The sequence below is a fragment of the Aquitalea aquatilis genome (genome assembly GCF_005155025.1).
In the GTDB taxonomy this organism is placed as follows: Bacteria; Pseudomonadota; Gammaproteobacteria; order Burkholderiales; family Chromobacteriaceae; genus Aquitalea; species Aquitalea aquatilis.
This window is the reverse complement of sequence record NZ_CP039731.1, coordinates 4,171,637-4,197,018: the sequence shown is the minus strand read 5'-3', so window position 1 is coordinate 4,197,018 and position 25,382 is coordinate 4,171,637. Positions and strand designations below refer to the sequence as shown.

At 60.5% G+C, this 25,382-nt stretch carries 22 protein-coding genes; 9 read left to right on the top strand and 13 right to left on the bottom strand.

The features are described 5' to 3' along the window. Nucleotides 1-70: 70 nt before the first annotated feature. Nucleotides 71-1,573, top strand: a complete 1,503-nt coding sequence (locus tag FAZ30_RS19490; RefSeq protein ID WP_124642060.1) for a tetratricopeptide repeat protein — start codon at nt 71-73, stop codon at nt 1,571-1,573. On the opposite strand, the gene FAZ30_RS19485 is transcribed toward FAZ30_RS19490, so the two are convergent. Beyond that, nucleotides 1,547-1,888: an FKBP-type peptidyl-prolyl cis-trans isomerase gene (locus tag FAZ30_RS19485; RefSeq protein ID WP_124642062.1), complete on the bottom strand. Its 342-nt coding sequence runs from the start codon at nt 1,886-1,888 to the stop codon at nt 1,547-1,549. The genes FAZ30_RS19490 and FAZ30_RS19485 overlap by 27 nt on opposite strands. Nucleotides 1,889-2,135: 247 nt before the next feature. After that, nucleotides 2,136-3,362 (bottom strand): GGDEF domain-containing protein, encoded by a 1,227-nt coding sequence (locus FAZ30_RS19480; RefSeq protein WP_137010072.1) that lies wholly within the window; start codon nt 3,360-3,362, stop codon nt 2,136-2,138. Nucleotides 3,363-3,785: 423 nt separating this feature from the next. Between FAZ30_RS19480 and FAZ30_RS19475 the strand changes: the two genes are divergently transcribed. After that, on the top strand, nt 3,786-4,697 hold the full coding sequence (locus tag FAZ30_RS19475) for a DNA-3-methyladenine glycosylase family protein (protein ID WP_168190887.1): 912 nt from the start codon (nt 3,786-3,788) through the stop codon (nt 4,695-4,697). Next, complete coding sequence (locus FAZ30_RS20935) at nt 4,694-5,407, top strand: methylated-DNA--[protein]-cysteine S-methyltransferase (protein ID WP_168190886.1); 714 nt, start codon at nt 4,694-4,696, stop codon at nt 5,405-5,407. The genes FAZ30_RS19475 and FAZ30_RS20935 overlap by 4 nt, the downstream gene beginning before the upstream one ends. A gap of 10 nt (nt 5,408-5,417) precedes the next feature. On the opposite strand, the gene FAZ30_RS19465 is transcribed toward FAZ30_RS20935, so the two are convergent. Then, on the bottom strand, nt 5,418-6,389 hold the full coding sequence (locus FAZ30_RS19465; RefSeq protein WP_137010070.1) for a M14 family metallopeptidase: 972 nt from the start codon (nt 6,387-6,389) through the stop codon (nt 5,418-5,420). A gap of 68 nt (nt 6,390-6,457) precedes the next feature. Then, nucleotides 6,458-7,906, bottom strand: a complete 1,449-nt coding sequence (gene cls / locus FAZ30_RS19460) for a cardiolipin synthase (protein ID WP_205676625.1) — start codon at nt 7,904-7,906, stop codon at nt 6,458-6,460. A 114-nt stretch (nt 7,907-8,020) separates the two neighbouring features. On the opposite strand from cls, the gene FAZ30_RS19455 reads away from it, so the two are divergent. Both FAZ30_RS19455 and FAZ30_RS19450 read left to right on the top strand, forming a co-directional pair. After that, nucleotides 8,021-8,929 (top strand): ion channel, encoded by a 909-nt coding sequence (locus FAZ30_RS19455; RefSeq protein WP_137010069.1) that lies wholly within the window; start codon nt 8,021-8,023, stop codon nt 8,927-8,929. Nucleotides 8,930-9,055: 126 nt separating this feature from the next. Beyond that, the gene (locus tag FAZ30_RS19450; RefSeq protein ID WP_137010068.1) at nt 9,056-9,979 is read left to right on the top strand and encodes a DUF808 domain-containing protein; all 924 of its coding nucleotides are present in this window, start codon (nt 9,056-9,058) and stop codon (nt 9,977-9,979) included. 3 nt (nt 9,980-9,982) lie between these two features. On the opposite strand, the gene FAZ30_RS19445 is transcribed toward FAZ30_RS19450, so the two are convergent. After that, a complete protein-coding gene (locus tag FAZ30_RS19445) occupies nt 9,983-10,456 on the bottom strand; it encodes an Lrp/AsnC family transcriptional regulator (protein WP_124642076.1) in 474 nt (157 codons plus the stop codon). A 138-nt stretch (nt 10,457-10,594) separates the two neighbouring features. On the opposite strand from FAZ30_RS19445, the gene phhA reads away from it, so the two are divergent. Beyond that, the gene (gene phhA / locus FAZ30_RS19440; RefSeq protein WP_137010067.1) at nt 10,595-11,488 is read left to right on the top strand and encodes a phenylalanine 4-monooxygenase; all 894 of its coding nucleotides are present in this window, start codon (nt 10,595-10,597) and stop codon (nt 11,486-11,488) included. A 121-nt stretch (nt 11,489-11,609) separates the two neighbouring features. Here the strand turns inward: phhA and FAZ30_RS19435 are convergent, their stop codons facing one another. The 6 genes from FAZ30_RS19435 to FAZ30_RS19410 all read right to left on the bottom strand — a co-directional run bounded on the left by FAZ30_RS19435 (nt 11,610) and on the right by FAZ30_RS19410 (nt 20,621). Next, the gene (locus FAZ30_RS19435; RefSeq protein WP_168190885.1) at nt 11,610-13,511 is read right to left on the bottom strand and encodes a diguanylate cyclase; all 1,902 of its coding nucleotides are present in this window, start codon (nt 13,509-13,511) and stop codon (nt 11,610-11,612) included. Beyond that, complete coding sequence (locus FAZ30_RS19430; protein ID WP_137010065.1) at nt 13,504-14,589, bottom strand: HD domain-containing phosphohydrolase; 1,086 nt, start codon at nt 14,587-14,589, stop codon at nt 13,504-13,506. The genes FAZ30_RS19435 and FAZ30_RS19430 overlap by 8 nt, the downstream gene beginning before the upstream one ends. Before the next feature lie 3 nt (nt 14,590-14,592). After that, nucleotides 14,593-17,370, bottom strand: coding sequence for a PAS domain-containing hybrid sensor histidine kinase/response regulator (locus tag FAZ30_RS19425; protein WP_137010064.1), 2,778 nt, complete (start codon nt 17,368-17,370; stop codon nt 14,593-14,595). A gap of 97 nt (nt 17,371-17,467) precedes the next feature. Beyond that, the gene (locus FAZ30_RS19420) at nt 17,468-17,839 is read right to left on the bottom strand and encodes a response regulator (protein ID WP_124642086.1); all 372 of its coding nucleotides are present in this window, start codon (nt 17,837-17,839) and stop codon (nt 17,468-17,470) included. After that, on the bottom strand, nt 17,836-19,524 hold the full coding sequence (locus FAZ30_RS19415) for a sensor histidine kinase (protein ID WP_137010063.1): 1,689 nt from the start codon (nt 19,522-19,524) through the stop codon (nt 17,836-17,838). Before FAZ30_RS19415 ends, FAZ30_RS19420 begins: the two co-directional genes overlap by 4 nt. A gap of 275 nt (nt 19,525-19,799) precedes the next feature. Then, nucleotides 19,800-20,621: a hypothetical protein gene (locus FAZ30_RS19410; RefSeq protein WP_137010062.1), complete on the bottom strand. Its 822-nt coding sequence runs from the start codon at nt 20,619-20,621 to the stop codon at nt 19,800-19,802. A gap of 1,206 nt (nt 20,622-21,827) precedes the next feature. Between FAZ30_RS19410 and FAZ30_RS19405 the strand changes: the two genes are divergently transcribed. From FAZ30_RS19405 to FAZ30_RS19395, 3 genes are all read left to right on the top strand, one after another. Beyond that, a complete protein-coding gene (locus tag FAZ30_RS19405) occupies nt 21,828-22,244 on the top strand; it encodes a hypothetical protein (protein ID WP_124642093.1) in 417 nt (138 codons plus the stop codon). Nucleotides 22,245-22,549: 305 nt separating this feature from the next. Next, nucleotides 22,550-22,867: a hypothetical protein gene (locus FAZ30_RS19400; RefSeq protein ID WP_124642095.1), complete on the top strand. Its 318-nt coding sequence runs from the start codon at nt 22,550-22,552 to the stop codon at nt 22,865-22,867. 278 nt (nt 22,868-23,145) lie between these two features. Beyond that, nucleotides 23,146-23,421: a hypothetical protein gene (locus tag FAZ30_RS19395; RefSeq protein WP_124642097.1), complete on the top strand. Its 276-nt coding sequence runs from the start codon at nt 23,146-23,148 to the stop codon at nt 23,419-23,421. A gap of 62 nt (nt 23,422-23,483) precedes the next feature. On the opposite strand, the gene FAZ30_RS19390 is transcribed toward FAZ30_RS19395, so the two are convergent. Further along, nucleotides 23,484-23,720: a hypothetical protein gene (locus tag FAZ30_RS19390; RefSeq protein WP_124642099.1), complete on the bottom strand. Its 237-nt coding sequence runs from the start codon at nt 23,718-23,720 to the stop codon at nt 23,484-23,486. Nucleotides 23,721-24,190: 470 nt separating this feature from the next. After that, nucleotides 24,191-25,378: a DUF1501 domain-containing protein gene (locus FAZ30_RS19385; protein ID WP_137010061.1), complete on the bottom strand. Its 1,188-nt coding sequence runs from the start codon at nt 25,376-25,378 to the stop codon at nt 24,191-24,193. Nucleotides 25,379-25,382: the final 4 nt, after the last annotated feature.

Sequence of the window (25,382 nt, the reverse complement as noted above, 5' to 3'; positions counted from 1 at the left end):
CACTTGCAGGCTGCCCGGCAGGCAGGATGCGCCGCTTGCTGGCACCGTTTTCCATTTCGATTGCCGCCCTATGAATGAACAACTTGCGCTCAACAAGATCAACCAGGCCATGCAGCACCTGCAGCAAGGCAAGCCGTCCGTAGCCAGAGACGGGTTGCTGCGGGTGTTGAAAGCCTACCCGGACAGCCCGGAAGTCAACTTCCTGCTGGGGTTGGCGCTGGTGCGGCTGAGTCAGGGCAAGGCTGCGCTGGCGCACTTCAACCGCGCAATTGCCCTGCAACCTGATCTGGCCGAGGCTTATGTCAATCGCGGCATCCTGCTGAAAAACCAGCAGCAGTTGCCGCAGGCCTTGCGCGATTTCGACCGCGCCATCGCCCTGCGTCCTGGCATGGCCGAAGCCTACAGCAACCGTGGCAATGTGCAGGTGCTGCTCGACCAGCGCGCAGCGGCACATGAGGATTTTGTCACCGCCTTGCGTCTTGATCCGCACAATAGCGACGCCATGGTGAATCTGGCGGCGCTGCTGGCGGAAAACGGCGAGCATGTGGCGGCACAGGCATGGCTGGACAAGGTCCTCGCGCGCTTTCCTGACGATGTGCTGGCCCGCTACGACTTGTCCTGGTTGCTGTTACTGCAGGGCGACTATGCCACAGGCTGGCAGTACTACGAGGCGCGCAAGCTGGACCCACCGCTGTGTCAGCGCTCTGGCCTGCAGCGCTTTACTCAGCCGGAATGGCAGGGCGAGTCGCTGGAGGGCAAAACCCTGCTGCTCCACCAGGAGCAGGGCTTGGGCGATACCATCCAGATGTTGCGCTATCTGCCTTTGTTGCAGCAGCGCGGTGCTCGGCTGATCATGCTGCTCAATCCACCGTTGCAGGAGCTGGCCGCTCAGGTGGTGAGTGGAGTGCAAGTGTTTACCCGGCGCGAACAGCTGCCGGCTTTTGATCTGCACTGCCCGATGATGTCCTTGCCCTTGCGCTTTGCCACCACGCTGGACACGATCCCGGCAGCCACCGCTTATCTGACGGTGACGGCTGAGCAGCAGCAAGTCTGGGCAGAGCGGCTGGGTGTGCGCCCGCGCCCGCGTATCGGGCTGGTGTGGTCAGGACTGGCACAGCATCTGAATGACCGGCAGCGCAGCCTGAAACTGGCGCAACTGGATCGCCTGCTGCAGCTGGATGCCGAGTTTCATTCGCTGCAGCGCGAGTATCGCGAAGATCCGGCCCAGGTGCGTGCTGCCGGCATCGTCGACCATGCGGCAACGCTGAATACCTTGCAGGACACGGCAGGACTGATCATGCAGATGGATCTGGTGATCAGTGTGGATACCTCGGTGGCTCATCTGGCAGGTGCACTGGGCAAGGCCTGCTGGGTATTGCTGCCGTTCAATCCGGATTTCCGCTGGGGCCTGGGCCGCAGTGACAGCCCGTGGTATGCCAGCATGCAGCTGTTCCGCCAATCGGCAGCACGCGACTGGCAGCCGCTACTGGACGAGGTGGCCAGGCAAGCTGCCCGGCAGCTGGCCGTGGCCGATGGCGGTGTGGACTCAGTCGTCGCGGGTCAGCACTTCTAGCACTTCGATTTCAAACAGCAGATTGGAGTGGGGCGGGATGCGCGCACCGATCTGCCTGTCGCCATAGGCCAGTGCCGCCGGCACCCACAGCCGGCGTTTGCCGCCCACGCGCATGCCCATCAGTCCGATATCCCAGCCCTTGATGACGCGGCCGGTGCCGATCACGCACTGGAAAGGGCGGCCCTTGTCGTGCGACGAGTCAAACTGGCTGCCATCTTCCAGCCAGCCGGTATAGTGGGTGGTGATCAGCGCGCCGCGCACCACGGCCTTGCCCTCGCCCAATTGCAGGTCTTCAATTTTCAGTTGTTGATCCATCGTCATCTTCGCTACGCAGGTCGAAAAAACAGCCGCTGCTGCGGCCATCGCTGGCGCATTCTAGCCTGAGTCGGCTGGTGCTCCCAGCCGCAGCGCAGGCGGCGTGTCCATTAGCGGGTGCTGCGTAGCGTGGTTGGCGGCAGCGGCAGCGCTTCATCTGCATCAAGCAGGCCTGGGCTGTCCACCGCTCTTTGTCGCTTCGCCCGAGGCGGTGGACCCGGCGGGGCGAGCCGGCTGGCTGGGCGGCTCAGGCCGCGATGACGCAGTTGCGGCCCAATGTCTTGGCCTGGTACAGCGCATGGTCGACACGCATGATCAGGCTTTCCAGGCTCTCTTCGTCCAGATGTTGCGTGACACCCATGCTGATGGTGATGGCCGGCAGATGTGTCTTCTGGCTGCTGGCCACAGTTTCGCGCAGGCATTCGGCCAGGTGCAGCGCATTGTGCTGACTGGTTTGCGGCAGCAGGATGATGAACTCCTCGCCGCCCCAGCGGCATACGCTGTCGACTGCGCGCACCCGTGATTGCAAGCTATGGGCCAACCACACCAGCACTTCGTCGCCGGTGAAGTGGCCAAACTGATCGTTGATGCGCTTGAAATGGTCGGCATCCAGCAGGATCAGGCTGAAGCCGTTGCCAAAGCGCTGCTTTTCCAGAATGGCGCGTTCCAGCTGTTGCAACAGGTAACGGCGGTTCCACAATCCGGTGAGCGGATCGCGCAGCGCCGCCTGTTCCAGCTCGGCCTTCAGCCTTTGCTGCTCGGTGATGTCGTGTATCACGCACAACATCAGCCGCTTGCCATGCACCTCCACTGGACCGGCATAGGTCTGTACATCGCGCAGGCTGCCATCCGCCAGCCGGTGCACAAAGCTCAAGGGCTTGTGGCCGCCCGGCAGCAGGGATATCTGCTGCATCACCGGCAGGATGGCACGTCCCTGGGCGTTGATTTCCCAGGTGTGTTTGGCGGCGAATTCAGCGCGGGAATAGCCATAAAAGCGCATCGCGGCTTCATTCACATTGACGATGCGGCCTTCATCATCCGGGTCGATCAACAGCATGGGCGCGCTATTGGTCTGCATCAGCATGCGGTGAAAGCCATCTTCCGCTAGCGCGTCGGTGGTGGCGTTTGCTTGGGGGGGCGGCATGGTATGGGAGGGTGGGCTGGCTTCTATCAGGATGGCGTCGGCTTGTCCGGCCATTTCCAGCCAGCGCAGGTGGCAGCAGAGTGGCTGTTGCTGGCCTTGCTGCTGTATGGTCCAGATTTCCACCACCTGCTCGCGGGCCAGGATGGCCGGCGTGTAGTCGGCCAGTGCCGGGTGTACGCAGGCGGACAAGCTGCCGTGGCGCATGTCGTCAATACTCAGGCCCGCGTCCAGCGCTATCGCCGCCGGATTGGCGTGCAGTACTTCCTCGGTCGACGGGCGAATAATCCATACCGGCGTCTTGAGCATGTCAAGCAATACAAATGGGTTCATGGCAGCAAGCTGTGCTAAAGGCCGGGTAGTCAGTATATGTTTGACATACTAGATGGCCTTTGTTGCCACTTCAACATTGGCTCTGTTATCGGGACCGCTACTGGCATGGCTGGCGGGGGGCTTGACGACCATGGCTGCGTCAACGCCACCGCCGTCATCGCGGATAGCTGTAGAGCAATGTGCATTCGCGTGAATGTGTTGCCGGCAAGGGACGCAGAGCGGCAGCCGCACTGGGAATGGTGATTGGCAAGCGTGATTGCTGCGTGCCATGCCGTGTTTGATGGCGCTTGTCTTGCGCATCATCGGACTGCCGGGGGGCTGCTGATTGGACGAATTGCAGCGCAATCCGCAGGGTGTGGTCTGGCGGCTTCTGCGCGATAATGCAGGGCTGACGGCCATTCTGGCCGCATGGCCGGAGACTTTATGCAACAGGTGGTGGCGCAGCATGGTTTTACCTTGCCCTTGCCGGCGGATTATCACGCTGCCACGGCGCTGGCCTATCACGGCCGCGATCCGGCTGGGCCGGCCGAGTGCTGGCAGGGAAATTATCTGCAAAAAGGCTTGTTGCTGCACGGTGCGCCGCTCTTGCTGCAGCTGGAGTTTGATCCCGGCTGTGTGCATGTTGTTTTCAGCGGGTCGGCGCTGCTGGACTGGCCGCTGGTACTGAATGAGGCAGAGTCAGTGGTGCGCCGCATGCTGGGGCTGGATGGCCAGCGCGAACGCTGGCAAGCACTGGCAGACAGTCAGCCTGCGGTGGCGCGGCTGCTGGGTGGCCGGCCTGCTTTGTGGCTGCCGCTGACCGCCGAGCCCTTCGAAGCCTTGTGCTGGGCTATCATCGGCCAGCAAATCAATCTTTCCTTTGCTACCGCACTGCGGCGCAGCCTGATTCAGCTGGCCGGCCTGCCGATTGCCGGCAGCACGCTGCTGGCCCATCCCGGCCCGACCGAGGTGGCGGCCCTGCAGCCGGAGCAGCTCACCGGCCAGCGGTTTTCCCGCTCCAAGGCCGCTTATCTGCTGGGCGCGGCGCGTGCCGTGCTGGATGGCAGCCTGCCGCTGGCGGCACTAGCCGGGCAGAGTGCAAGCGAGGCCGAACGCCAGTTGCTGGCGCTGCATGGGGTCGGGCCGTGGACGGCACGTTATGTCATGCTGCGCGGGCTGGGTTTTGCCGATTGCGCCCCCATCGGTGACAGTGGCCTGGCTACCGCCCTGCAACGTTTTCATGCCCTGCCACAGCGGCCAGATGCCCGCCAGACCGAACAGCTGATGCAGGCATTCGCCCCTTGTCGCAGCCTGGCCACCCTGCATTTGTGGGCCAGCCTTACGGAGAACACATGAAATATTCCGCTCCCGATCTGTTTAGCGCGCCTGCGCCGGAGAGTGTGGCCCAGGCCACCGACTCGGCGACCTGCCACCGCCCCCCGGCTGCACCGCTGTTTGCCCAGGGTGGCTTGTGGAGTGACACGCCGCCTGTGGCACTGCCACCGGCCGCCGATGATGCCGCCGCAGCCGTGTTGCAGGCGCCGCTGCATGCGGCCTGCCATGGCGTGGTGGCCACCCGTTTTGGCCCGGCCATGGTGTGGCTGGATTTACAGGGCCGGCTATTGCGGCTGGATTTTCATCTGGAACAGGAGTTGCAGCGGGCGCAGCTATCGGGCAGCCGGCGCGATGATGCCGCCGTGGCCGAAGTGGCACGCCAGCTGCACGAGTACGAGCGTGGCGAGCGACGCAGTTTTGATATCCCGCTGGCGGCACGCGGTACGGCTTTTCAGCAGCAAGTATGGGCGGCCTTGTGCTGCATTCCCTATGGCGAAACCATGAGTTATGGCGAACTGGCGCTGGCACTGGGCAAGCCCGGTGCTGCCCGTGCCGTGGGGCGGGCCAATGCCACCAACCCGATTGCACTGATCGTGCCTTGCCACCGCGTGCTGGGGGCTGATGGCAGCCTCACCGGTTATGCCGGCGGTTTGCCGCTGAAGTCGGCGCTGCTGCGCTTTGAACAGGAAAACACTGTGCCGGGGCTGTTTGGCGCGGCCGGCCGGCTTTGAGTAGCGGGTACTATCCCAGCCGCTGGCTGGGCCGTGCCAGATAAAACCACTCCTGCCCGGTCTGCGCGGCCGGATTGGGAAACACGATGCAGCCATCGTCCAGCGCCAGCACCGGGCTGCCATCATGACGCCGGCCGATCAGCTCGCCCTTGCCTATCGGGTCGAAGCTGGCAAAGGCACGGCTGAAGCAGTCGTCGTCGTGCAGCTTGTCCACCACCTCGTACAGACTCAGCGTTTCCATGGCGGCCTGCGCTGCCGGCGCGGGGCCGGCCACCATGCCCAAATGGGCCAGCGTGTTGCGAATGGCCTGATAAGCCACCTCGGGGGCTGCCGGGTCCAGGTGCTGGCCGCACTCCAGCGTCAGCGCCCAGCCGCCGTTGGCGCGCATGAATTCGGTCGTGCCCATGCCGTAGCGGGCATCGATATTCAGCTGTAGCTGGCGGTTTTCACTGTGGCCGAACAGCGCCAGCCGCCGTTGCACACCCAGCGCATAAGTCGACAGCCAGCCATCCACCAGTCGGCCCACGCCCAGCCGTGCGGCCAGGGCTTCTTCTTGCGCTGCGTGGGCAAAGGCTTCCAGGCTGTTCTGGTTGTCGCGCGGGCCGATAAAGACAAAGGCTTGGCCGGGCGACTGGAAGGAGTGCAGGTCCAGCAGCACCTCATGGCTGGCCAGCAGCGGGCACAGCCAGTTGGCGACGTGGTCTTCAAAATCCTGTGGTGCGACCACCGGGGCCAGATTGCGGTTGAGATTGCGGTCGGCCCCGCGCTGCCCCCGCTGGTAGGCAAGGGTGTTGACTACCGGCACCAGCGTCAGGCTGCCGCGTTGCAATAGCAGCTGTCCCTGTTCCAGCTCAGCCTGGATGCGCCGGATGCCGGCACTGCCGCAGGTCTCATTGCCATGCACCGCGCCCAGCACAATCAGCCTGGGGCCGGTATCCGGCGCAGTGTAGTGGATGGAGTGAAAGTGCAGCGGCTGGCTCATGATGGTTTCCGGCAATCGTGGTAATGGTGACGTATTCTGCCCCACTGGGCAGGGTGTGTCGCACTGCCTTACAGCAAAGGCCCCAGCATGGCCACCGTGTTGTTCCACAGCCGCCGCAGCAGCGGCCAGGCGGCCACCTCGGCCGGGCTTACCAGGCTGCAGTGCGCCAGGTAAGCCTGCTGGCGCTCGCGTAAGCTGGCGGTCAGCTCGCGGCTGTGGCACAGCAGATTGTTTTCGTAATTCAGTTCGAAGCTGCGGCGGTCCAGATTGGCCGAACCGATCAGGCAGATGTCCTCGTCCACCGTCATCAGCTTGCTGTGCAGCAGGCCGCCGTGAAATTCGGCAATCACCACGCCGGCATCCAGCAGCTCGGCGTAGTAGCTGCGGCTGGCGGCACTCACTACCAGCGAGTCATTGCGTGCCGGCAGCAGCAGGGTAGTGGCCACCCCGCGCTGGGCGGCGGCGCACAGTGCGCTTTGCAGGGCTTCGTTGGGGACATAGTAGGGCGTGGTGATGGTGAGCTGGCGGCGTGCGCTGTATATCAGCGCCACAAACAGTTCCGGCATGGCCGAGTGACGGGCGGTGGGGCCGGTGCCGACGGCCTGGGCCAGTAGCGGCGGCCCGTCCGTTGCCAGCGGTGGCGGTGGCGCGGCGGCCAGCAAGGGGCCGAGGTCTTCCTGACAGGCCAGCATCCAGTCGGTGGCGAACAGCCGCTGGTTCTGCTGCACCACCGGCCCGCCAATGCGGATGACGGCATCCACCCACGGGGCAAAGCGCGGCTTGATGCGGAATTCCGGGTCGGCACAGTTCTGGCTGCCACAGTAGCCGGTGAAGTGGTCGATGACCACGATCTTGCGGTGATCGCGCAGATCGATCCGGCCGCTGAACGGACGCAACAGCGGATTACCCACTGGCAGGGCGATAGCCAGATGCACGCCGGCGGCTTGCATCTGCTGCCAGAGCGGCGAGTGCAGCAGATCGCGCGAGCCGACATCGTCCGCCATCGCGCGACAGTGCACGCCACGGGCGGCAGCGCGCATCAGCGCCTGCGCGATCTTGCTGCCGTTGTGGTCGGGCAGCCAGATGTAAAACAGCAGATGCACATGCGAGCGGGCGGCATCGATGTCTGCCACCATGCTGTCGATGACCGCATTGGAATCTGCCAGCAGCTGTGCCCGGTTGCCGCTGCAGGGGGCGAAGCCGCTGATGGACTGGCCGACATGAAATAGCTGGGCCTGATCCGCCGGCAGGGACTGCACGGGCCATGTCTGCTCCAGCGCCGGCAATGGCGGCAGCTGTTGCTGGATGCGCGCCAGCCTGGTCATGCGGCGGCGGCCGATGCTGACCTCGCCTAGCAGCACATAGGCGGTGATGCCGACAAAGGGCAGGGTAGCGACGACTACCGTCCAGGCGATGCGGGCGGCCGGGTCGCGGTAGGGGCGCAGCAGCACGCGCACGATCAGCAGCAATTGCAGGCTGATGTGTAGCAGCAGGATCAGGGCAGAAGTGGCGCTCATGGCTGGCATCATGCCAGAGCGGTGGCGGCTGCGTCCAAATGCGGCGGTTGGCCGTGCATTGACGCTGGCTGGCGGGCTGCACACAATGGCCGCAACCGGAAAAGAGGCAGACAGATGAAACAGCAGCGCGGCAGGGTAAGGCAGGTGGAAGTGGGCGGGCGCATCATTCATGTGCACCGATTGCCGCTGCGGCTGGCACACGATATCTATCACGTGAGCATGACCATGAGCTGGCCACAATTCTATGTGGCCATCGCCCTGCTGTTTTTCGTGCTCAACCTGCTGTTTGCCGGCCTGTACCAGCTGGAGGCCGGCAGCATTGCCAACCAGTTCCCGCAGGATTTTCGCGGCGCATTTTTCTTTAGCGTGGAAACACTGGCCACGGTGGGTTATGGCGACATGCACCCGCAGACGGTATACGCCCATGCAGTGAGCATGCTGGAAATCTTCATCGGCATGATGAGCCTGGCGCTGGTGACCGGGGTGACCTTTGCCCGCTTTTCCTTGCCGCGCTCGCGCATCGTGTTTTCCCACCATCCGGTGATCCGCCCCATGGATGGCCAGCAGGTGCTGATGCTACGGGCGGCCAATGCGCGGCAGAACGTGATTGTCGATGCCCAGGCCCAGTTGCACTTATTGCTGAACACGGTCAGCAGCGAGGGCACCCGTCTGCGCCGGCTGCACGACCTCAATCTGCAGCGCCAGCATCATCCCATGTTCGTGCTGAGCTGGACCTTGATGCATGTGATCGACGCGCACAGCCCGCTGTTTGGCCGCAGTGCGGAGGAGCTGGCGCAGCTGCAGGCCGGGTTTATCCTGTCCATCAGTGGCAGTGATGAAATCACCCGTCAGCCCATGGCATCACGGCATATCTTCCAGCATGAGGACATTCGCTGGAACTACCAGTACCGGGACTTGCTGTATACCGATGAGCATGGCGAAGACCATGTCGATTTCGGCCTGCTGCACGATATCTCCCCCATGCCGGATAGCGCGCAGGCGGGTGAGCAAGCCAGCGGCTGAGCCACTGCCACCTCCATCCGCTACAATGACCCGGCCTGTCGCTCAGGACCAGCCGGCCTCGATGTCGGCTGCCAATAACAGTGGCGGCCCACCGGGCCAGCTGCATCAGGATGTGAAGGAAAAATCATGGCGGGAGCCAGCCTGTTAACTTTGCTTGACGATATTGCCACCGTGCTGGATGACGTGGCGGCCATGACCAAGGTGGCCGCGCGCAAGACTGCCGGTGTGCTGGGGGATGACCTGGCGCTGAATGCGCAGCAGGTGTCCGGGGTACGTGCCGAGCGTGAACTGCCGGTGGTGTGGGCGGTGGCCAAGGGGTCCTTGTGCAACAAGGCCATTCTGGTGCCGCTGGCCCTGGCGCTCAGTGCCTTTGCCCCTTGGGCGGTGATGCCGCTATTGATGCTGGGGGGGCTTTACCTCTGCCTGGAGGGGATGGAAAAACTGGCCCACCCCTTGCTGCATGACAAGGCAGACGATGTGGCACACGAGGCCGAGCTGGAAGCCATGCTGGCCGACCCGGCCATCGACCCGCTGCGGGTCGAGGCGGACAAGGTGAAGGGAGCGATCCGCACCGACTTCGTATTGTCTGCCGAAATCATCGCCATCACGCTGGGAACGGTCGCCGCTGCCAGCCTGACTTCGCAACTGGTGGTGCTGGTCGGCGTGGCGCTGATCATGACCGTTGGGGTGTATGGCTTTGTCGGCCTGCTGGTAAAGCTGGACGACATCGGCCTTTACCTGCTGCGTCTGGGTGGACCGCTGTGCAGCATGCTGGGGCGCGGCCTGATTCGCGGCATGCCGTGGTTGATGAAGGCGCTGGCCATCGTCGGAACCGTGGCCATGTTCATGGTGGGCGGCGGCATCATCAGCCATGGCTGGCCGGCGCTGCACCATGGTATCGAAGCGCTGGTGCACCCGCTGTCGCATCTGCCGGTGTTAGGCGCGCTGGCCCGCTTGCTGTTGCCGGCCTTGCTGGATGTGCTGGTGGGCATGGTGGCAGGCACCCTGGCGCTGGGTCTGCTACTGGGCTGGCAGCGTGTGCGCCGTTGAGATTCAGCTGCGTGCGTGCTGTAGCGGCAGTTTGCTACTGTGTTTTATCGCATCCAGAATGATGGTGGATTTCACGCTGCGCACCAGTGACAGCTGCATCAGCCGGTTCATCACGAAGCGGGACAGCGAGGGCAGGTCTTCCACCACGATGCGCAGCAGATAATCGGCCTCGCCGGCGGTGGCGTAGCATTCCAGCACTTCCGGCAGCGCATCGATGGCCTGGGCGAATTCGCGCAGCGAACTTTCGCTGTGGCGCTCCAGGCTGACGTGGGCGAAGGCCATCACCGACAGGCCGATTTTTTCCGGCAGGATGCTTACCTGATACCCCTGCACCACGCCGTGTTCTTCCATGCGCTGGATGCGGCGGCCTATCTGCGAAGCGGACAGGGCAATCTGCTGCGCCAGCTTCTGGTGGGTGCTGCGGGCATCCTGCTGCAAGGCCTGCAAAATCTGCCAGTCAAAGCGATCCAGTTCCATCGGTGCAGATTCTCCGCGTAAATTTGCTGTTTGATGCGGCAAGTATGCAAATTTTTTGCTGACAAGGCAAAACTTGCGGACCCGCCGCACGCTGTCGCCTCTACACTGAAAGCATCCCCACCCGCCGGATTTGCCGCCATGAACGACCGCAGCGATTTTGTCGTCCCCGATATCACCACCCGTAAAAACCAGGGACTGCGCCACGATCCTGTCGACTACACCCTGCCGCAGCCGCTGGAACGCTATAGCGCCGAAGACCACGCCACCTGGGCCACGCTGTATCGCCGCCAGTGTGCCATGTTGCCGGGCCGCGCCTGTGACGAGTTCATGCAGGGCCTGCAACAGCTGGAGGTGGATGCCGACCGGGTGCCGGACTTTGCCCGCTTGAATGAAAAGCTGCTGGCCGCCACCGGCTGGCGCATGGTGGCCGTGCCGGGCCTGATTCCGGACGACGTGTTTTTCGAGCATCTGGCCAATCGCCGTTTCCCGGTGACCTGGTGGCTGCGCGAGCCGCATCAGCTGGATTACCTGCAAGAGCCGGATGTGTTTCATGACCTGTTCGGCCATGTGCCGCTATTGATCAATCCGGTGTTTGCCGACTACCTGCAGGCTTATGGCCAGGGCGGCATGAAGGCGAAGAATCTGGGCTTTTTGCCGGTGCTGGCGCGCTTGTACTGGTACACGGTGGAGTTTGGCCTGATCAATACGCCGGAAGGCATGCGTATTTACGGTGCGGGCATCCTGTCCAGCAAATCGGAATCACTGTACTGCCTGGACAGTGCCAGCCCCAACCGCATCGGTTTCGATTTGCAGCGGCTGATGCGCACGCGCTATCGCATCGACACCTTCCAGAAAAGCTACTTTGTCATCGACAGCTTCCAGCAGCTGTTTGAGGCCACCGCCGTCGATTTCACGCCGATCTACCAAGCCCTGCAGGCCTTGCCCACGCTGGGTGCGGGCGATGTGGATGCGGCCGACAAGGTGTTTCACATTGGCAATCAAGAAGGCTGGGCAGATACCGACGATCTCTGATCATTCTCTGGATGGTGAACACGTGCTGAGCGCCACGCTTGGCATGGCTCAGTACAAGGCCGGCCCCCCTTGGGGTGCCGGCCTTGTGCGTTTGGCTGCTCCAGCTAGCCGAAACGACGGCTCAGAGTGCGGCTTCCACCCGGTTGCGTCCGGTGCGCTTGGCCTGGTACAGCGCCTGGTCCGCCGCCTTGATCAAGGCCTCGACATTGGCCTGGGCCGGCTTTTTCTCCGCCACGCCGATGCTGACTGTCAGGCTCAGCGCCAGCCCCGAAGCCACCATGCTGCGGTTGGCCAGGGTGGAGCGGATACGTTCGGCCACCTGGATAGCGGTGGACAGCCGGGTATCCGGCAGGATGATGAGAAATTCCTCGCCGCCAAAGCGGCAGATGATGTCGGAGCGGCGGCAGAACAGCCGCAGGATGCCGGCAAATTCCTGCAGGATGATGTCGCCCACATCGTGGCCGTGGTCGTCATTCACCACCTTGAAGTGGTCGATATCCAGCATCAGCGCAGACAGGGCTTGCTGGCTGAGCCGGGCTTCGTCCCAGATCTGCGGCAGATAGCGCATGGCATAGCGGCGGTTGTACAGGCCGGTCAGGCCATCGGTCTGGGCGGCTTCCTGTGCCAGCTGGTTGTCGATGGACAGCTCTTCCAGGTGGCGGCGCAGCATCTCCTGTTCCTGGCGCAGGCTGCGCTGCTCCTGGATGATGCGCTGGCCGGCCTTCAGCCGCGCCTGCAGGATGCGTGGCGGAATCGGCTTGCTGATGAAGTCGTCGGCCCCGCTGCTGAACACCTCGGCCAGATTGTCCTCATCGTCCAGAATGGTCAGCACGATGATGTAGAGCTGACGGCCTTCCGGAATGGCGCGCAGGCGGCGGATCAACTGCAGGCCGTCCAGGCCGGGCATGGCCAGGTCGGTAATCACCAGCTGTGGGCGCTTGTCGAGCACGATGTCGTAGGCTTCCTGGCCATCGGCGGCCACTTCGACCTTATGCCCCAGTATCTGCAGCAGGCGTTGCAGCATCATGCGCTGGCTGGGCTCGTCTTCCACCACCAGAATATGCAGCGCTTCCTGCTCTTCCTCGGCTTCCGGCAGGCGCGGCACCATGCTGTTGCGGCGCTCCAGCAGGGCAAAGGATTCGACTTCCGGTGTGGTAATGGCCAGTTGGGCATTCCATTCGCGCCATTCGCGCACCACCTCGTCGCACAGGCGCGGGAAATGACTCGGGTCGATTTCCATCTTGGCCGCCTGCTTCTTAACCGTTTCATAGGCATGCAGGCGGGCTTCGCCATCCAGAAAACACAGATCGGCCACTTGCGCCGCCAGGCGCAGGCACAGTGCCAGCCGTGCGGCGCGCGAGCCGTCGCTGGCACTGGCGGCATCGGCTTCTTCGTGCAGGGTGACCGCATCGCAGAACATCTTGGGCAGGCCCCAGTCGCGCAGTAGCGCGCTGGCGATGTCCAGGTGGTGATAGCCGAACTGATCAGCCTCCAGCCGCGCCAGTACCGGGGCATAGGGGCCGCCATGGCTGGCGATCAGCTCGCCGTAGGACTCCGGGTGCAGGGTGGCCATGGCCAGCTGGCCGATGGAGGACAGCATGCCGATGGTAAACAGCTCGCCGGGTGGCGCCAGCCGCTGCTGGCTGCCCAGCAATTGCATGGCCGTACCGCAGGCCAGGGCACGTGACCAGTAGTGGTCGTAGTCGAATTGCCGGCACTGGCCACGGCGATGCTCGGCCACCAGGGCAAAGGTGAGGGCCACCTGGTGTACCGCGTTCAGGCCGATGGCCATCAGCACGTCGGGGGTGAGTGCCACGGCAGGCCGGCTGCGCAAGAAGGCGGCGGAATTGGCCACCTTGAGCAGGCGGCCTATCATCACCGGGTCGGTATTCAGGACGGCGATCAGTTCCGGCAGCGGCACATTGTTGTGCTCGCTCAGTTGCATCACCTTAAGCACACTGCCCTTGGGCGAGGGCAGGTTGCCGCTGATCTTGAGTTCATTGAAGGTTGCGGTTTCAAGCATGGCCAGCTCCCCGGCTGTCGGCCGGTGGCGAGGGTGGATCCTGCTCATCCGCATAGCGTTGGCGAATGGTCATGACTTCGGGCCAGAGGGCGAACAGGGCATCGACGCAGTCCGGGTCGAAATGTGCTCCCTTCTGGGCTTCCAGATGCTGCCTTGCCCGCTCCAGCGGCCAGGCATTTTTGTAGGGCCGGGCCGAGGTGAGGGCATCGAATACATCGGCAACGGCGACAATGCGGCCCCACAGCGGGATGTCCTGGCCGGAGAGGCCGTGCGGGTAGCCGCTGCCATCGAATTTTTCATGATGGCTGAGCGCCACCACGGCGGCGCATTGCAATAGCGGCGATACCGAGTCGGCAAGGATTTCATGCCCGAACAGCGGGTGCTGGCGCATGATGGCCATTTCTTCGTCGCTCAGCTTGCCGGGCTTGAGCAGGATGGCATCAGGAATGCCCACCTTGCCGATATCGTGCATGGGCGCGGCTTCCTGCAGCATTTCCTGCTCCTGCAGCGGCAGTCCCAGCTGGCGGGCGATCAGCCGGGTATAGGCCGACATGCGCAGCAGGTGGGCACCGGTTTCCTGGTCGCGGTATTCAGCCGCCCGCGACAGGCGCAGGATGGCTTCCTTTTCCCGGGCGCGGATTTCCGCCGTGGCCTGCTTGACCTCTTCCAGCAGCCAGGCCGCGCGGTTGGCCAGTTTCTGGGTACTCTTGCGCAGTGCCAGCAGGTTGCTCACCCGCACCGTCAGTTCCACCTTGTCCACCGGCTTGGTCAGGAAGTCGCGCGCACCCTGTTGCAATGCCAGATGGCGCACATCGCGCTCGGTATCGGCGGTGACCATCACCACCGGCACATCCTGCCGCTGCGGCAGGGCAAAGAAACGGCGCATGAATTCCAGGCCATCCATCTCCGGCATCATGTAATCCAGCAGGATGAGATCGGGCTCGTTCTGCCGGCACCATTGCAGTGCCTGCAGCGGATCGGCGAAGGTGTCTACCGTGACGCCGTCCAGCTTCTGCAGGATATGGCGCAGCAGCAGCAGGTTGGTGTCGTTGTCGTCCACCACGATGACGTGCGACATGGCTCAGTCCTTTCCGTAAGCGGCGATGAAGACGAGCAGGGCCTGCATTTCGCTTTCAATCTGCGCGGCAATGCTGCGGATGCTGTCCTGCTTGTTGTCTGCCGCCGCTGCGTGCAGTTGGCCGGCGAGGGCCGCGAGGGCATCGGCACCGACATTGGCGGCACTGCCTTTGAGCTCGTGCGCCAGCTGTTTCAGCCCCAGGCCGCCGCTGTGGATGTCCAGCCGCAGCCGTTCGCGCCAGCGCAGCAGCGAATCGCGGAAGATGTCCAGCATTTCGCCAATGCTGGCCGGGTCGTCGCCAAGGAATTCGGTCAGGCGCTGCACGGTGAAGCTGCCCGGCGCGCTGTTATCGCGGCTGGCCGGTGCGGCATGGCTGCTGGTAGCCATCTGCTGGGGCAGCCATTGCAACAGCAGTGCCTTGAGCCGTGCAAATTCGATGGGCTTGGCCAGGTAGTCGTCCATGCCGGCTTCCAGGCAGATGGCGCGGTCGCCCTCCATGGCATTGGCGGTCATGGCGATGATGGGCAGGTGTCCACCTTGTGCGGCTTCGCTTTCCTGGCGGCGTATGGCCTGGGTGGCCTGGTAGCCATCCATTTCCGGCATCTGGCAGTCCATCAGGATGGCGTCGTACTGTTGTTGGGCGATGGCTTGCAATACTTCGCCACCGTGGCTGACCACGTCCACCCGGTAGCCCAGCTTGTGCAGCATGCTGGCGGCCACGCGCTGGTTGACCGCATTGTCCTCGGCCAGCAGCAGGCGGTAGTGCTGCACCGGGCGCAGGCTGACCGGCACCACGGCGGCTTCCGGGGTATGCAGGCGGATGCTGCCTGGCGTCCATTGCACGGCCAGTGCGTCCAGCAGCGCCGACTGTTTCATCGGTTTGTGCAATACCGCAATGCCCTGCTGGGCGAGGCTGGCCTTGCGCGTGCCATCTGGTTCGTTCAGACAGACCACCATGGGAATGCCCTCCAGGCTCAGAGTCTGGATGGCTTGCTCCAGCGTGGCATCCGGTAGCGGTTCCACCAGCAGCAGTACATCGGGCTTGTTACCGCTGGCATCCAGCTGGCGCAGGGTTTCCAGCATGCTGGCCAGGCCTGAGGCGCGCTGGTGGGGCAGGGCCCAGCTGTCCAGGTAATGGCTCCATAGCTGCTGGTTGTTGTCGCTGTCGCCCGCCACCAACACCAGGTGCTGGCTTGGCGTGGCCGTTGCATGCAGGCAGCTGTCGCTGCCAGTGGCTTGCAGGGGGATGCTGACCCAGAATTCCGAGCCGACATCCGGCGTGCTATCCAGCCCCACGCTGCCGCCCATGGCTTCGGCCAGCCGTTTGCAGATGGCCAGCCCCAGGCCGGTGCCGCCATATTTGCGCGTGGTGGAGCTGTCTGCCTGGGAGAAGGGCTGGAACAGCCGGTTCTTGGCCTGCTCGGTCAGGCCGATGCCGGTGTCCTTGACGCACAGGCGCAACTGGATGCCCTGTTGCTGGGGCTGTTCCAGCGTGGCGGAAACCAGCACCATGCCCTGTTCGGTGAACTTGATGGCATTGGACAGCAGGTTCAGCAGGATCTGCCGCAGGCGAGTCGGGTCGCCTTGCAGGCTGTCGGGTACTTCGGCCGTGGCGAAGCTGGCCAGGGTCAGGCCCTTGCCATGCGCCTTGTTGGCGACGATGTCGACCGTACCTTCCAGCAGCTGGCGCAGCGAAAAATCGATCTGTTCGATTTCCAGCCCGTCGGCTTCGATTTTGGAAAAATCCAGAATGTCGTTGATGATGGACAGCAGGGTGTCGGCCGACATCTTGATGGTGCGGGCGAAGTCGGATTGTTCGGCATCCAGCGGGGTGTCCATCAGCAGATCGATCATGCCGATGACGCCGTTGAGCGGCGTGCGGATTTCATGGCTCATGGTGGCCAGGAACTCGCTCTTGGCGCGTGCCGCTGCTTCGGCCGCACGGGTGGCCTGCAGCATCTGCTGTTCGCGCAGCCGGCTGGCGCTGATGTCGGCAAAGGTGGTGACGCTGCCGGCCAGTTGCTGCCTGAGCAGCAGCGGGGTGTTGCTGACCCGTACTTCCAGTGGCTGGCCGTCCTTGCGGAAAAATACTTCGTCGCTGGAGCGGTAGCTGGCCTTCTGCTGTACCGATTGATAGATGGGGCAGTCTTCCAGCGACAGTTCGCTGCCGTCCGCGCGGTGGTGATGGATGTGCTGGTGCACATTCAGGCCATGCAGCTCGGCGAAACTCCAGCCCAGCAGGCGTTCGGCCTCCTGGTTCATATAGGTGAGCCGGCCCTGCATGTCCATGGCGATGATGCCGTCGTCCATATTGTCCAGCAGGGTGGTCAGCCATTGTTCCTGCTTTTTCTGCTGGGTGATGTCGCGCAGCAGCAGACGCAGTGCGTCATCCCCGTCTTGGTCCCCGTTTTCTCTGGGCAGCGGACTGAAACTGGCCAGTACCGACAGGGCCTGGCCGCTGCGATCACGCATGAGCAGCTCGATGGCCGGGGGGCGCTGGCCGCGGGCGATCAGCGCCGCCTGCTCACGGAAGGCGGCATGACTGTCTTCTGCCAGCAGCTGGAATACATTCAGCGTTGACAGCTCGCCGGCGGTGTAGCCCAGCGTGTGCAGCCACGTCGGATTGGCATACAGCAGTTGTCCCTTGCTGTCGCAGTCTTGAACCAGGTCACCCAGTTGTTCCAGTTGCTGCAGCAGCGCGCCATCAATGTGGTGGCTGGTGTTGCTGTCGCCGGCAGTGGCGGCGACATGGTTGCCTGTTGGCTTGTCTTGCTGTCGCACCGTTAACTGTGCTCCGCGAGGGATGTCGTGTGGCTTAGGGCATGCATGGTGGGTGTGCTCCGCATTTTGTTCGGGTCAACAACAGCTGGCTGGCGGCTCAGTCTGTCGGGGCAGCCAGTGCGGCGATCAGGCTGTCGCGGGTCAGCGGTTTGGTGACGATGGCGTCAAAGCCGGCCTGCAGCATGACTTCCTGCTCGTCGCTCATGGCGTGGGCGGTGTAGGCGATCAGCCGCAAGTCGTGCCAGCGCGGGTTGCCACGCAGGTGGCGACACAGTTCGATGCCGCTCATGCCCGGCATGCTGATGTCCAGCAGGACACAGTAGTATTCATGTTGCTGCAGCTGTTCCAGGGCTTCGAAAGCACTGACTGCCTGGTCGGTTTTCCAGCCCATGCGTTGCAGGAACAGGCCAGCCACCTTGCGGTTGATCTCGTCGTCGTCCACGACAAGAATGGTGTCCAGCACGCTCATTCTTGTTTTCCTTCCAGGGGAATGTTGACGTGGAATACGGTGCCCACGCCGACTTGTGATTCAAAGCCTACCTTGCCGGACATCAGCCGGACCAGTTCCTTCACCAGGGCCAGCCCCAGCCCGGAGCCACTCTGGGCGCGGGTCAGGAAGGCATCGGCCTGGCGGAAGCGTTCGAAGACCAGTTGTTGTTGCTCAAGCGGAATACCGCAGCCGCTATCGCGGATATCCAGCTGTAATTCGTGTGCGCTGACGCGGGCATCGATCTGGATGCTGCCGTGCTCGGTAAACTTCACCGCATTGTCCAGCAGATTGTTCAGTACCTGGGTCAGCTTGGTGCGGTCCAGCCGGAAGCGGTCCGGGCAGCCCTCGGCCTGACGGTAGTCAAGCATCAGCTGCAGGCCCTTGCCCTCGGCCTGTGGTCGGTACAGCTCCACAGTGTCGCGCAGCATCGCCGCCAATTGTACCTCGACAATTTCCATTGGCATGCGGCCGGCTTCGATACGTGCCATGTCGAGAATGGAAGTGACCAGCTTCAGCAAATGCTGGCCGCTCTTGTGGATCATGCCGGCGGTTTCCAGATCCGCCGGATCACTCAGGGTGGTTTGCAGGAATTCCGAGCAACCCAGAATACCGTTCAGCGGCGTGCGCAGCTCGTGCGACATATGGGCGAGGAATTCCGACTTCATGCGGTTGGCAGACTCGGCCTGTGCCTTGCTGTTTTTCAGGTTGGCCGCCATGTGGTACATCACATAGCCGGCCAGGCACACCAGCAGCGACATGATGGCGGCGACGGTGAAGTAGGCATTGCGGTGCTCGTAATAGTCCGCCATGGCTTCCTGTTCGCCCACGCCCATCAGCACCGCCAGCGGGTAGCCCTCCACCGCGCGGAAGCTGACCGTGCGTTGTATCTGATCGATGCTGCTCAGTTGCTGGTAGGCGCCGTGGTCATGCCCGGGCCATTGCTTGAACAGCCCGCTGCTATGAATATCCATGCCGATGCCGGTAGTCTTGGCACTGGTGCGGGCGCGCACGATGCCATCCTGGCCCACCAGCGTGACTACACCGGCTTTGCCCAGATCGAGGTCTTTGTAGAAGCTGGTAAAGTAAAACGGGTCGACCGACACCACCACCACGCCGCCAAAGCTGCCGTCCGGCTTGTTGATGCGGCGGGTAAACTGCAGCGACCATTTCTTCGAGGCGCGGCCCTGTACCGGTTTGCTGATGAACAGCTGGCCGCTGTCCTTGGCAATATGCACCTTGAAATGTTCGCGGTCGCTCAGATCAACCCGCTTGAAGTTGGGCACGCTGGACATTTCCAGCATGCCATCCGGCCCGATGACGGCAATCTGCACAAACAACTGGCTCTGAATGATGCCCTGCTTCAGATAGTGCGGCAGGTCCATCTTGTTGCCTTCGGACTCGTACTCGTATTTCAGGAAGAGCACCGACTGGTCGACGGCGCGGATGGTGCGCGAGATGTGTTCTTCAAACACCCGTACCATGTTTTCGCTTTGCCGCTGCATTTCCAGCCGGCTGCGGGCATGGTCGATATTGACTTGCCATAGCACCGCACTCCAGATCATGGCGATCAGGAACAGGCTGAATAGTGGAATCACCCATTCCAGGCTCAATCTGCCCAGGCCGTGCTGGAACAGCCCGGCCATGCCGTGTTTCTCTTGTTTCATCTTTGCCCCGCTTGCTGCTTCTGCCCGAAGAAACAGCCATGTCTTTATTTTTTGATTATTGGCCGCGAAGCTGGCCGCTGGCAGGGGAGTGCCTGTTGTCGTAGCTGGGTTCCCGCGCTTAACACCCCTGTGCCCTTGGCTGCGGCTTGATCGGCCATCCCGCCATGCCAGAATGGTAGTGGCTGCCGCTAAATCGAAGTTTGATTTAAGGCATGCCCATGTCTTTTTATAGAGTTTAACTTTAAAAACCGGTAGGGATTAAACCGGCTAGCAGCTTAAATCAAGGCCCATAAAGCCAGCATCACCCCAAGAATCAGTACCCCCATCAGGATTTGCGAGGTATTGCGCTCTCTTTGCAGGGCCGACTTGATGCTGCTATAGGACGACTCCAGCCGGTTGACCTTCTCTTCCAGCGCGGCACGGGTTTCATCCTGCAGCGCCAGCGATTGCAGCATGGCTTCGCCGCCCACTTCCTGAATGTGCTCCTTGTCCCACACGCCCAGCAGGCGGCTGACCTTGTCCTTGAAATACAGGCTGGTGCGCTGTGCGGCATCTTGCCAGTCAAACTGGAAGCCCTGGCTGGCATAGAAGGCATTGCGGCGCAGCTTTTCTTCTTCGCTGGCATTGCCGGTGATGCCGATCAGGCCCGGGCTGATGGCGTAGTCAGGGTAGGCACCCTTGACCCAGCTGATGGTCTGGGCAAACAGAAAGGTATCCAGCCCGAGCCCGGTAAAGGCTTCCGTACAGTTGACGCCGTTTTTGGGGCCGAAGGTGACCGAGCGGCTAGGGTGGTCCACTCGCACCCAGGCGCAGTTGTAGCTGGTGTGAAAGCGGGCGTCGTCATTGGCGTAATGTAGCCACTGGTTGCCTTCGGTACGGGCAAAGCCACGGAATTGCAGGCGGAAGAAATCTGATTGACCTGTCATGGCGCGGCTGCGGTGCAGAATGCCGTATATGGGTAGCCCGCTGGCGGTCAGCGTCAATACCGTTTCGCCCAGCGGCATGGCCAGGGTGGCGAGGGTGCTCTCGTTTTCCGGCGCGCGCAGTTCGACTTCGGGCTGCGGCACTGGTTTGCTGGTGTTGGCAGGCGTATTCATGCGCTAATCATAGCGTAATCATGCTACAGCGTTGTGCAGGAAATCCTGAATTCGGTGCGCTTGCGGCTAGATTTTGGTGCGATGCAGCAAGAAATGGCCGGCCACACAGTTGAAATACTCTGGAAATCACTGGAAAAAAGCTGGCACGGTGTTTGCATATAGCACAGTGCATCCCCGGTGGCGCCGGGTTTGCGAGTGAGTCTGTCCCGTTGCAATCTGCGGCTTTAATCGTGCATCAAGCCAGGCCTGGGTAATATTGCCCAGGCCCTTTTTTTATCCACGCCGCGGTGGAGCAGAGGGTAGGTCCTGGTCTGAGCCGATTCCCTGTCTGGCCAATTCCTGTCATCTGCGCAATCTGCGCGACTTGGCGCATAGCGAGCTTAAAGCAAACATAGGTTCTGTATCCGCTGACGCGGATGATGATTTTCCTGCCGCGTCCGCACGGCGGCGGAGAAGGAGCCTTTGTTTGGCCAAAGGCCCCTTCCAACCCCAAATGCCACCCCACAAGCATGGCCTGCGGCTGCCCGACAGGTCCCGACCGCCGCGAGGCGCGCCTGAACTCGCGATTTGCTAGCGTCAAATCGCTTAAACAGGGCAGGTGCTTACTTAGTTCGCACCAGTCACCCGTCGGCATGCTTGACGGGGCCCGTGGCGTATTGATGCGCTGCTTGCGATAGCGAATAACTGCGTAGATGGGGTACTGATACAGGTCAGGATTTTTCCATGTCAATGCGCTAGCATGACTGGTATCGGCCAAGAGCAGTCACCCACCACCACTGACTAAACTCAAACGAAATTACTCTTTCATTAAATCCAGAAATCCAGCGAGGGTAGGTATGTATTGTGGAAGCACCATTTTGGGTTGGTCTGATTTGATTTTTGGTGTGTTCGGCATTGTGGATGATAGCGATATTTTGATTCGTGGTGCAATTCATGCATAAGGAAGCAGTTGCAAATTTATAAGTGGCCTCTCGCTTCTGTTTTTGCGATTTTTTAGCCCAGCAGTTGGGTTGGTCGCAGCAGGAATTATCTATTTTTCACTAGGTGTGCGTGCAGTTTTTATTGATTGCTTAATGCTGATGGATAAATAAAAGTTTCCGCTGTATTGTCCATCTGAACACAAAAATTCTTATTTTTCATTCTTGTTAACTGCTAATTTATTTTCGGCAATATCAATGAAGTTTGAATTTCATTTTGGTTGGGAAGATGATGAAAGAGCTATGTTTTGTTTTTTTACTATTTTTTGGCTATGCTTTTCTTGTCAATAAAAGCATTACCCTTGCAAGCAATAATTTCACAAATAGGGCGCTGCAATTTATTGCAGTTGTGATTGCATTGGTGATTGCATTAACTGCGATCCTTATGCTTGGCTATGCATTTTTCTGGGTAAAAACTCCACCTGTCAGACCTAAGTCTGTGCTAATTATTTTTGCAGAAAATGTGCAACTACCGATTTTTTTATTTTTCCCGACTTCACTAGCATTCATCACTGCATTTGTTCTTAGAAAAAAAGAAAAATACACTCGTCAATACTGGGTGCAGGTCATTACCATCTTTGCAGCTATTTTCTCACCTATTGGCCTGGTTGTTTCTGGTAGTGCTTTGGCTGGTACTTGGTTTTGATTATGCAATCGACATATTTAGACTGTTGTGCTCTGGTAGACTGCAGTTGGCCGGAAAGGAAGTTCAGATTATCTGTTCGGAAAAATAAATGCTTGTAAGGCTTGAGCTGATTTTTTTGTGGTTGGAGTCAATTTTTTGCAATTGGCAACACCTAAGATAATTAAGTTGTTGATTCTAGGTATTACACTTAGATATTAAGTTCTCAATTGGCACGGTTCAATATAGGCCAGGTAAGTGCACGGGAGGGAATTCTAGAATTTTATTGATTGATAATAATTTTTATGATTACAAGGACGCTGTGGCTTGTGGCTACTCCGACTGTAGCTTGCGTTTTTTCAAAGAACACCGCGATTAGTCTGTGGAAAAATTTTTCAGACAAAATTGGTTCCAAAGTAAAATTGGGCTGGGTTCGTATGAGGGGTGTCAATGGTAGAGTGGTATTTTCCATTGAGGCTGACGGTGTTGCTGTAGAGTCTTATGATAGTACGATTTTAAAGTATGAAGTGCGGCGTCAGAAAGCTCGTGACTCAACGGCCAATTATGCTATTTTTATTATTTTTGCAATTGTTATTGGTTTAATATTGTTATATTTGTCTGGGGTGGACGATAATATTAATAAGTAAGTTTCATGTGCGTGATCGATAGTCAGTCACTTTGGGTCGTTTCCGGTCACTTCCAAGGCGCTGCATGTGCAGCAGCCTTTGCACATCCATAGCTTTCGCGTTGCCCCTTTCTACAGGGCAATGTCCGTCTACGGCCGGATGTACACAGTTATGAAAGACTCACAAGGGAAAGCTGCGAGCCGTTCTGGTGTCAGTGTTCAAACACCTAGCCGCCTTGAAGGAAAATCAATATGATTACTCGTAATTGACATATCAAAAAACCAACCACGGATTCAGTTATGTTGCAACTACTTTTTGGGTTTCTGTCTTTCGCTTACTTGATGTTATTGGGCGAGCGACTTATTCCTGGGCTTTATAATATCGACTGGAAATACGATAGGTCACGCTGGCGATTCAGCCGAATGCTTGAATTTCTACCCGCTAACAAAATTGTGAGAATAGTCTCACTGCCAGTTATCGGGTTTATCACGCTTCTCACGCTGCCATTATTTCTTGATTTCCCCTATGCTTTCATTGTGACCATAGGCATGCTGGTGCTGTTTTTTGTCACATGAAGCCATTTCAACATTAGGAAAAACTGCGTGTGCTAATGCTCCGTGTTCAAGCAGCCAGTCCCTTATCTCATCTTTGTCAAAAAAATCAAGACGACACTAATCGTAACGTATGCCACCACCAGCCTCTGAAGCAGGGTAATCAGTTTGGCGAGCTGATTCCCTGCTTTGGCTTGCTGGCGAATGTCTTTTTCCAAACTGTAGCCAGGGCGTACGACTTTGCACTTTTTGGTATCGGGCAAATAGAGCAGTATGAGTAGTGCGTACACCACGATGAATAATGCCATCAAAATCTTGCCCATGCTGGAATCTGCCTAACATCAAGTCGAAAGCAGAAATCCCATTTTCAGTAATTCGACTTTGGCACACGAAGTCACCCACATCTCCCGACTTTTCCCACTTCACCTACGCCACCCTTGGGCCCCGTCAAGCATGCCGACGGGTGGCCGGGGCGAGGTGTTAAGCGCCTGCCCTGTTTGAGCGATTTGACGTTAGCAAATCGCGAGTTCAGGCGCGCCTCGCACCGGGCGGGACCTGTCGGGCAGCCGCAGGCCATGCTTGTGGGGTGGCCTGGGAGGTGAAGGAGGGCTTGGCCAGGCAAGCCCTCTTTCCCGTCCGCCGCGCGGAAGCGGCACTCAAATCATTATCCGCGTGAGCGGATGCAAACTCTGGTGATTTCCACCGCGTATACCGATACATCCTGGCATCCCCCTGCCTGGCGGCGGGTGCTGTCCGCCTTGGCAGGCTTGATTGGTGTCCGGGGCGAGCTGGCTCAGGCCCGCAACAGCGGTAGTCGCTCGAAATGGCCGCCGAATAGCTGGCGGGCGTCCTTGCCCCACCAGTCTTGCACCACGGTGCTGTACAGCTGGCGAAAGTCGATGGCATAGGGCAGGTTGCCATCCGTCACGCCCGCCAGTAGCGGTGTCTGGCCGTACAGGCCGCCCTTGACCCGGCCGCCCAGCATGAAATGACTGTTGGCGGTGCCATGATCGGTGCCGCGATTGCCGTTTTCGCGTGGTCGGCGGCCAAACTCGGCATAGCTCAGCACCAGGGTATCGTCCCAGCGCCCCTGTGCCTGCAAGCGGTTTTGCAGCAGCGCCAAGCCGTCGGCCAGTTCGCCCAGCAAGCGGGCCTGGGTGGGCTGCTGGTTGCCGTGGGTGTCAAAGCCGGTGAGGGTGATGCGTGCCACCGCGATGCGGGTGCCGTTTTGCAGGATGTCAGCGAGAGTGTTGATGGCCTGGGCAAAGCCGCCTGCTGCCTTGGGCGGCGCGGTGGGGGCATCGGCCGGATTGGCCGCTGGTTTCATTGCGGGTTGTTGCAGGGCATTGGCTGCGGTACGGATATCGCCCTCCACCTTGAGAATGTGCGACAGCGCGCCGCTGTGTGCGCCGGCCTGCTGGTCTGCTGCCAGCTTGGCCTGACGGGCGAAGTCCTGCGGGTTACTCAGCACCACGGCGCGCGCTCCGCCATCCAGCGGCCCCAGGTTCTGGCTGGACAGCACGACGCCGTCGGCAGCAAAGCCGGCCGGTACCGGCTGGCTGCGAAACAGCCGGGTCAGCCAGCCTTCGCCCAGATACTGGTTGCTGGCCGAGGCCGTTTCCCAGATTTCGATGGAACGAAAGTGCGACAGATTGGGCTCGGGATAGCCTACGCCTTGCAGCACCGCCAGCTGGTGGTTTTGCCACAAGGGCAGCAGGCTGCTCATGGCCGGGTGCAGGCCGATCTGTTCATTTAGTTGCAGTACTTGCGGCCGGGGAATACCGATGGCGGGGCGCAGGCGATAGTAGTCATCGCTGGCGTAGGGGATGACCGTATTGAGCCCGTCATTGCCACCTTTTAGCTCGATCAGCACCAGCAGGCGCTGGTAAGCGGCCGGTGCCAGTGCATAGCTGAGATTCGGCAGTACTGAAACCAGCAGGCCGGCCCCCATGGCCTTGAGAAATTCGCGGCGTTGAAACATGGCA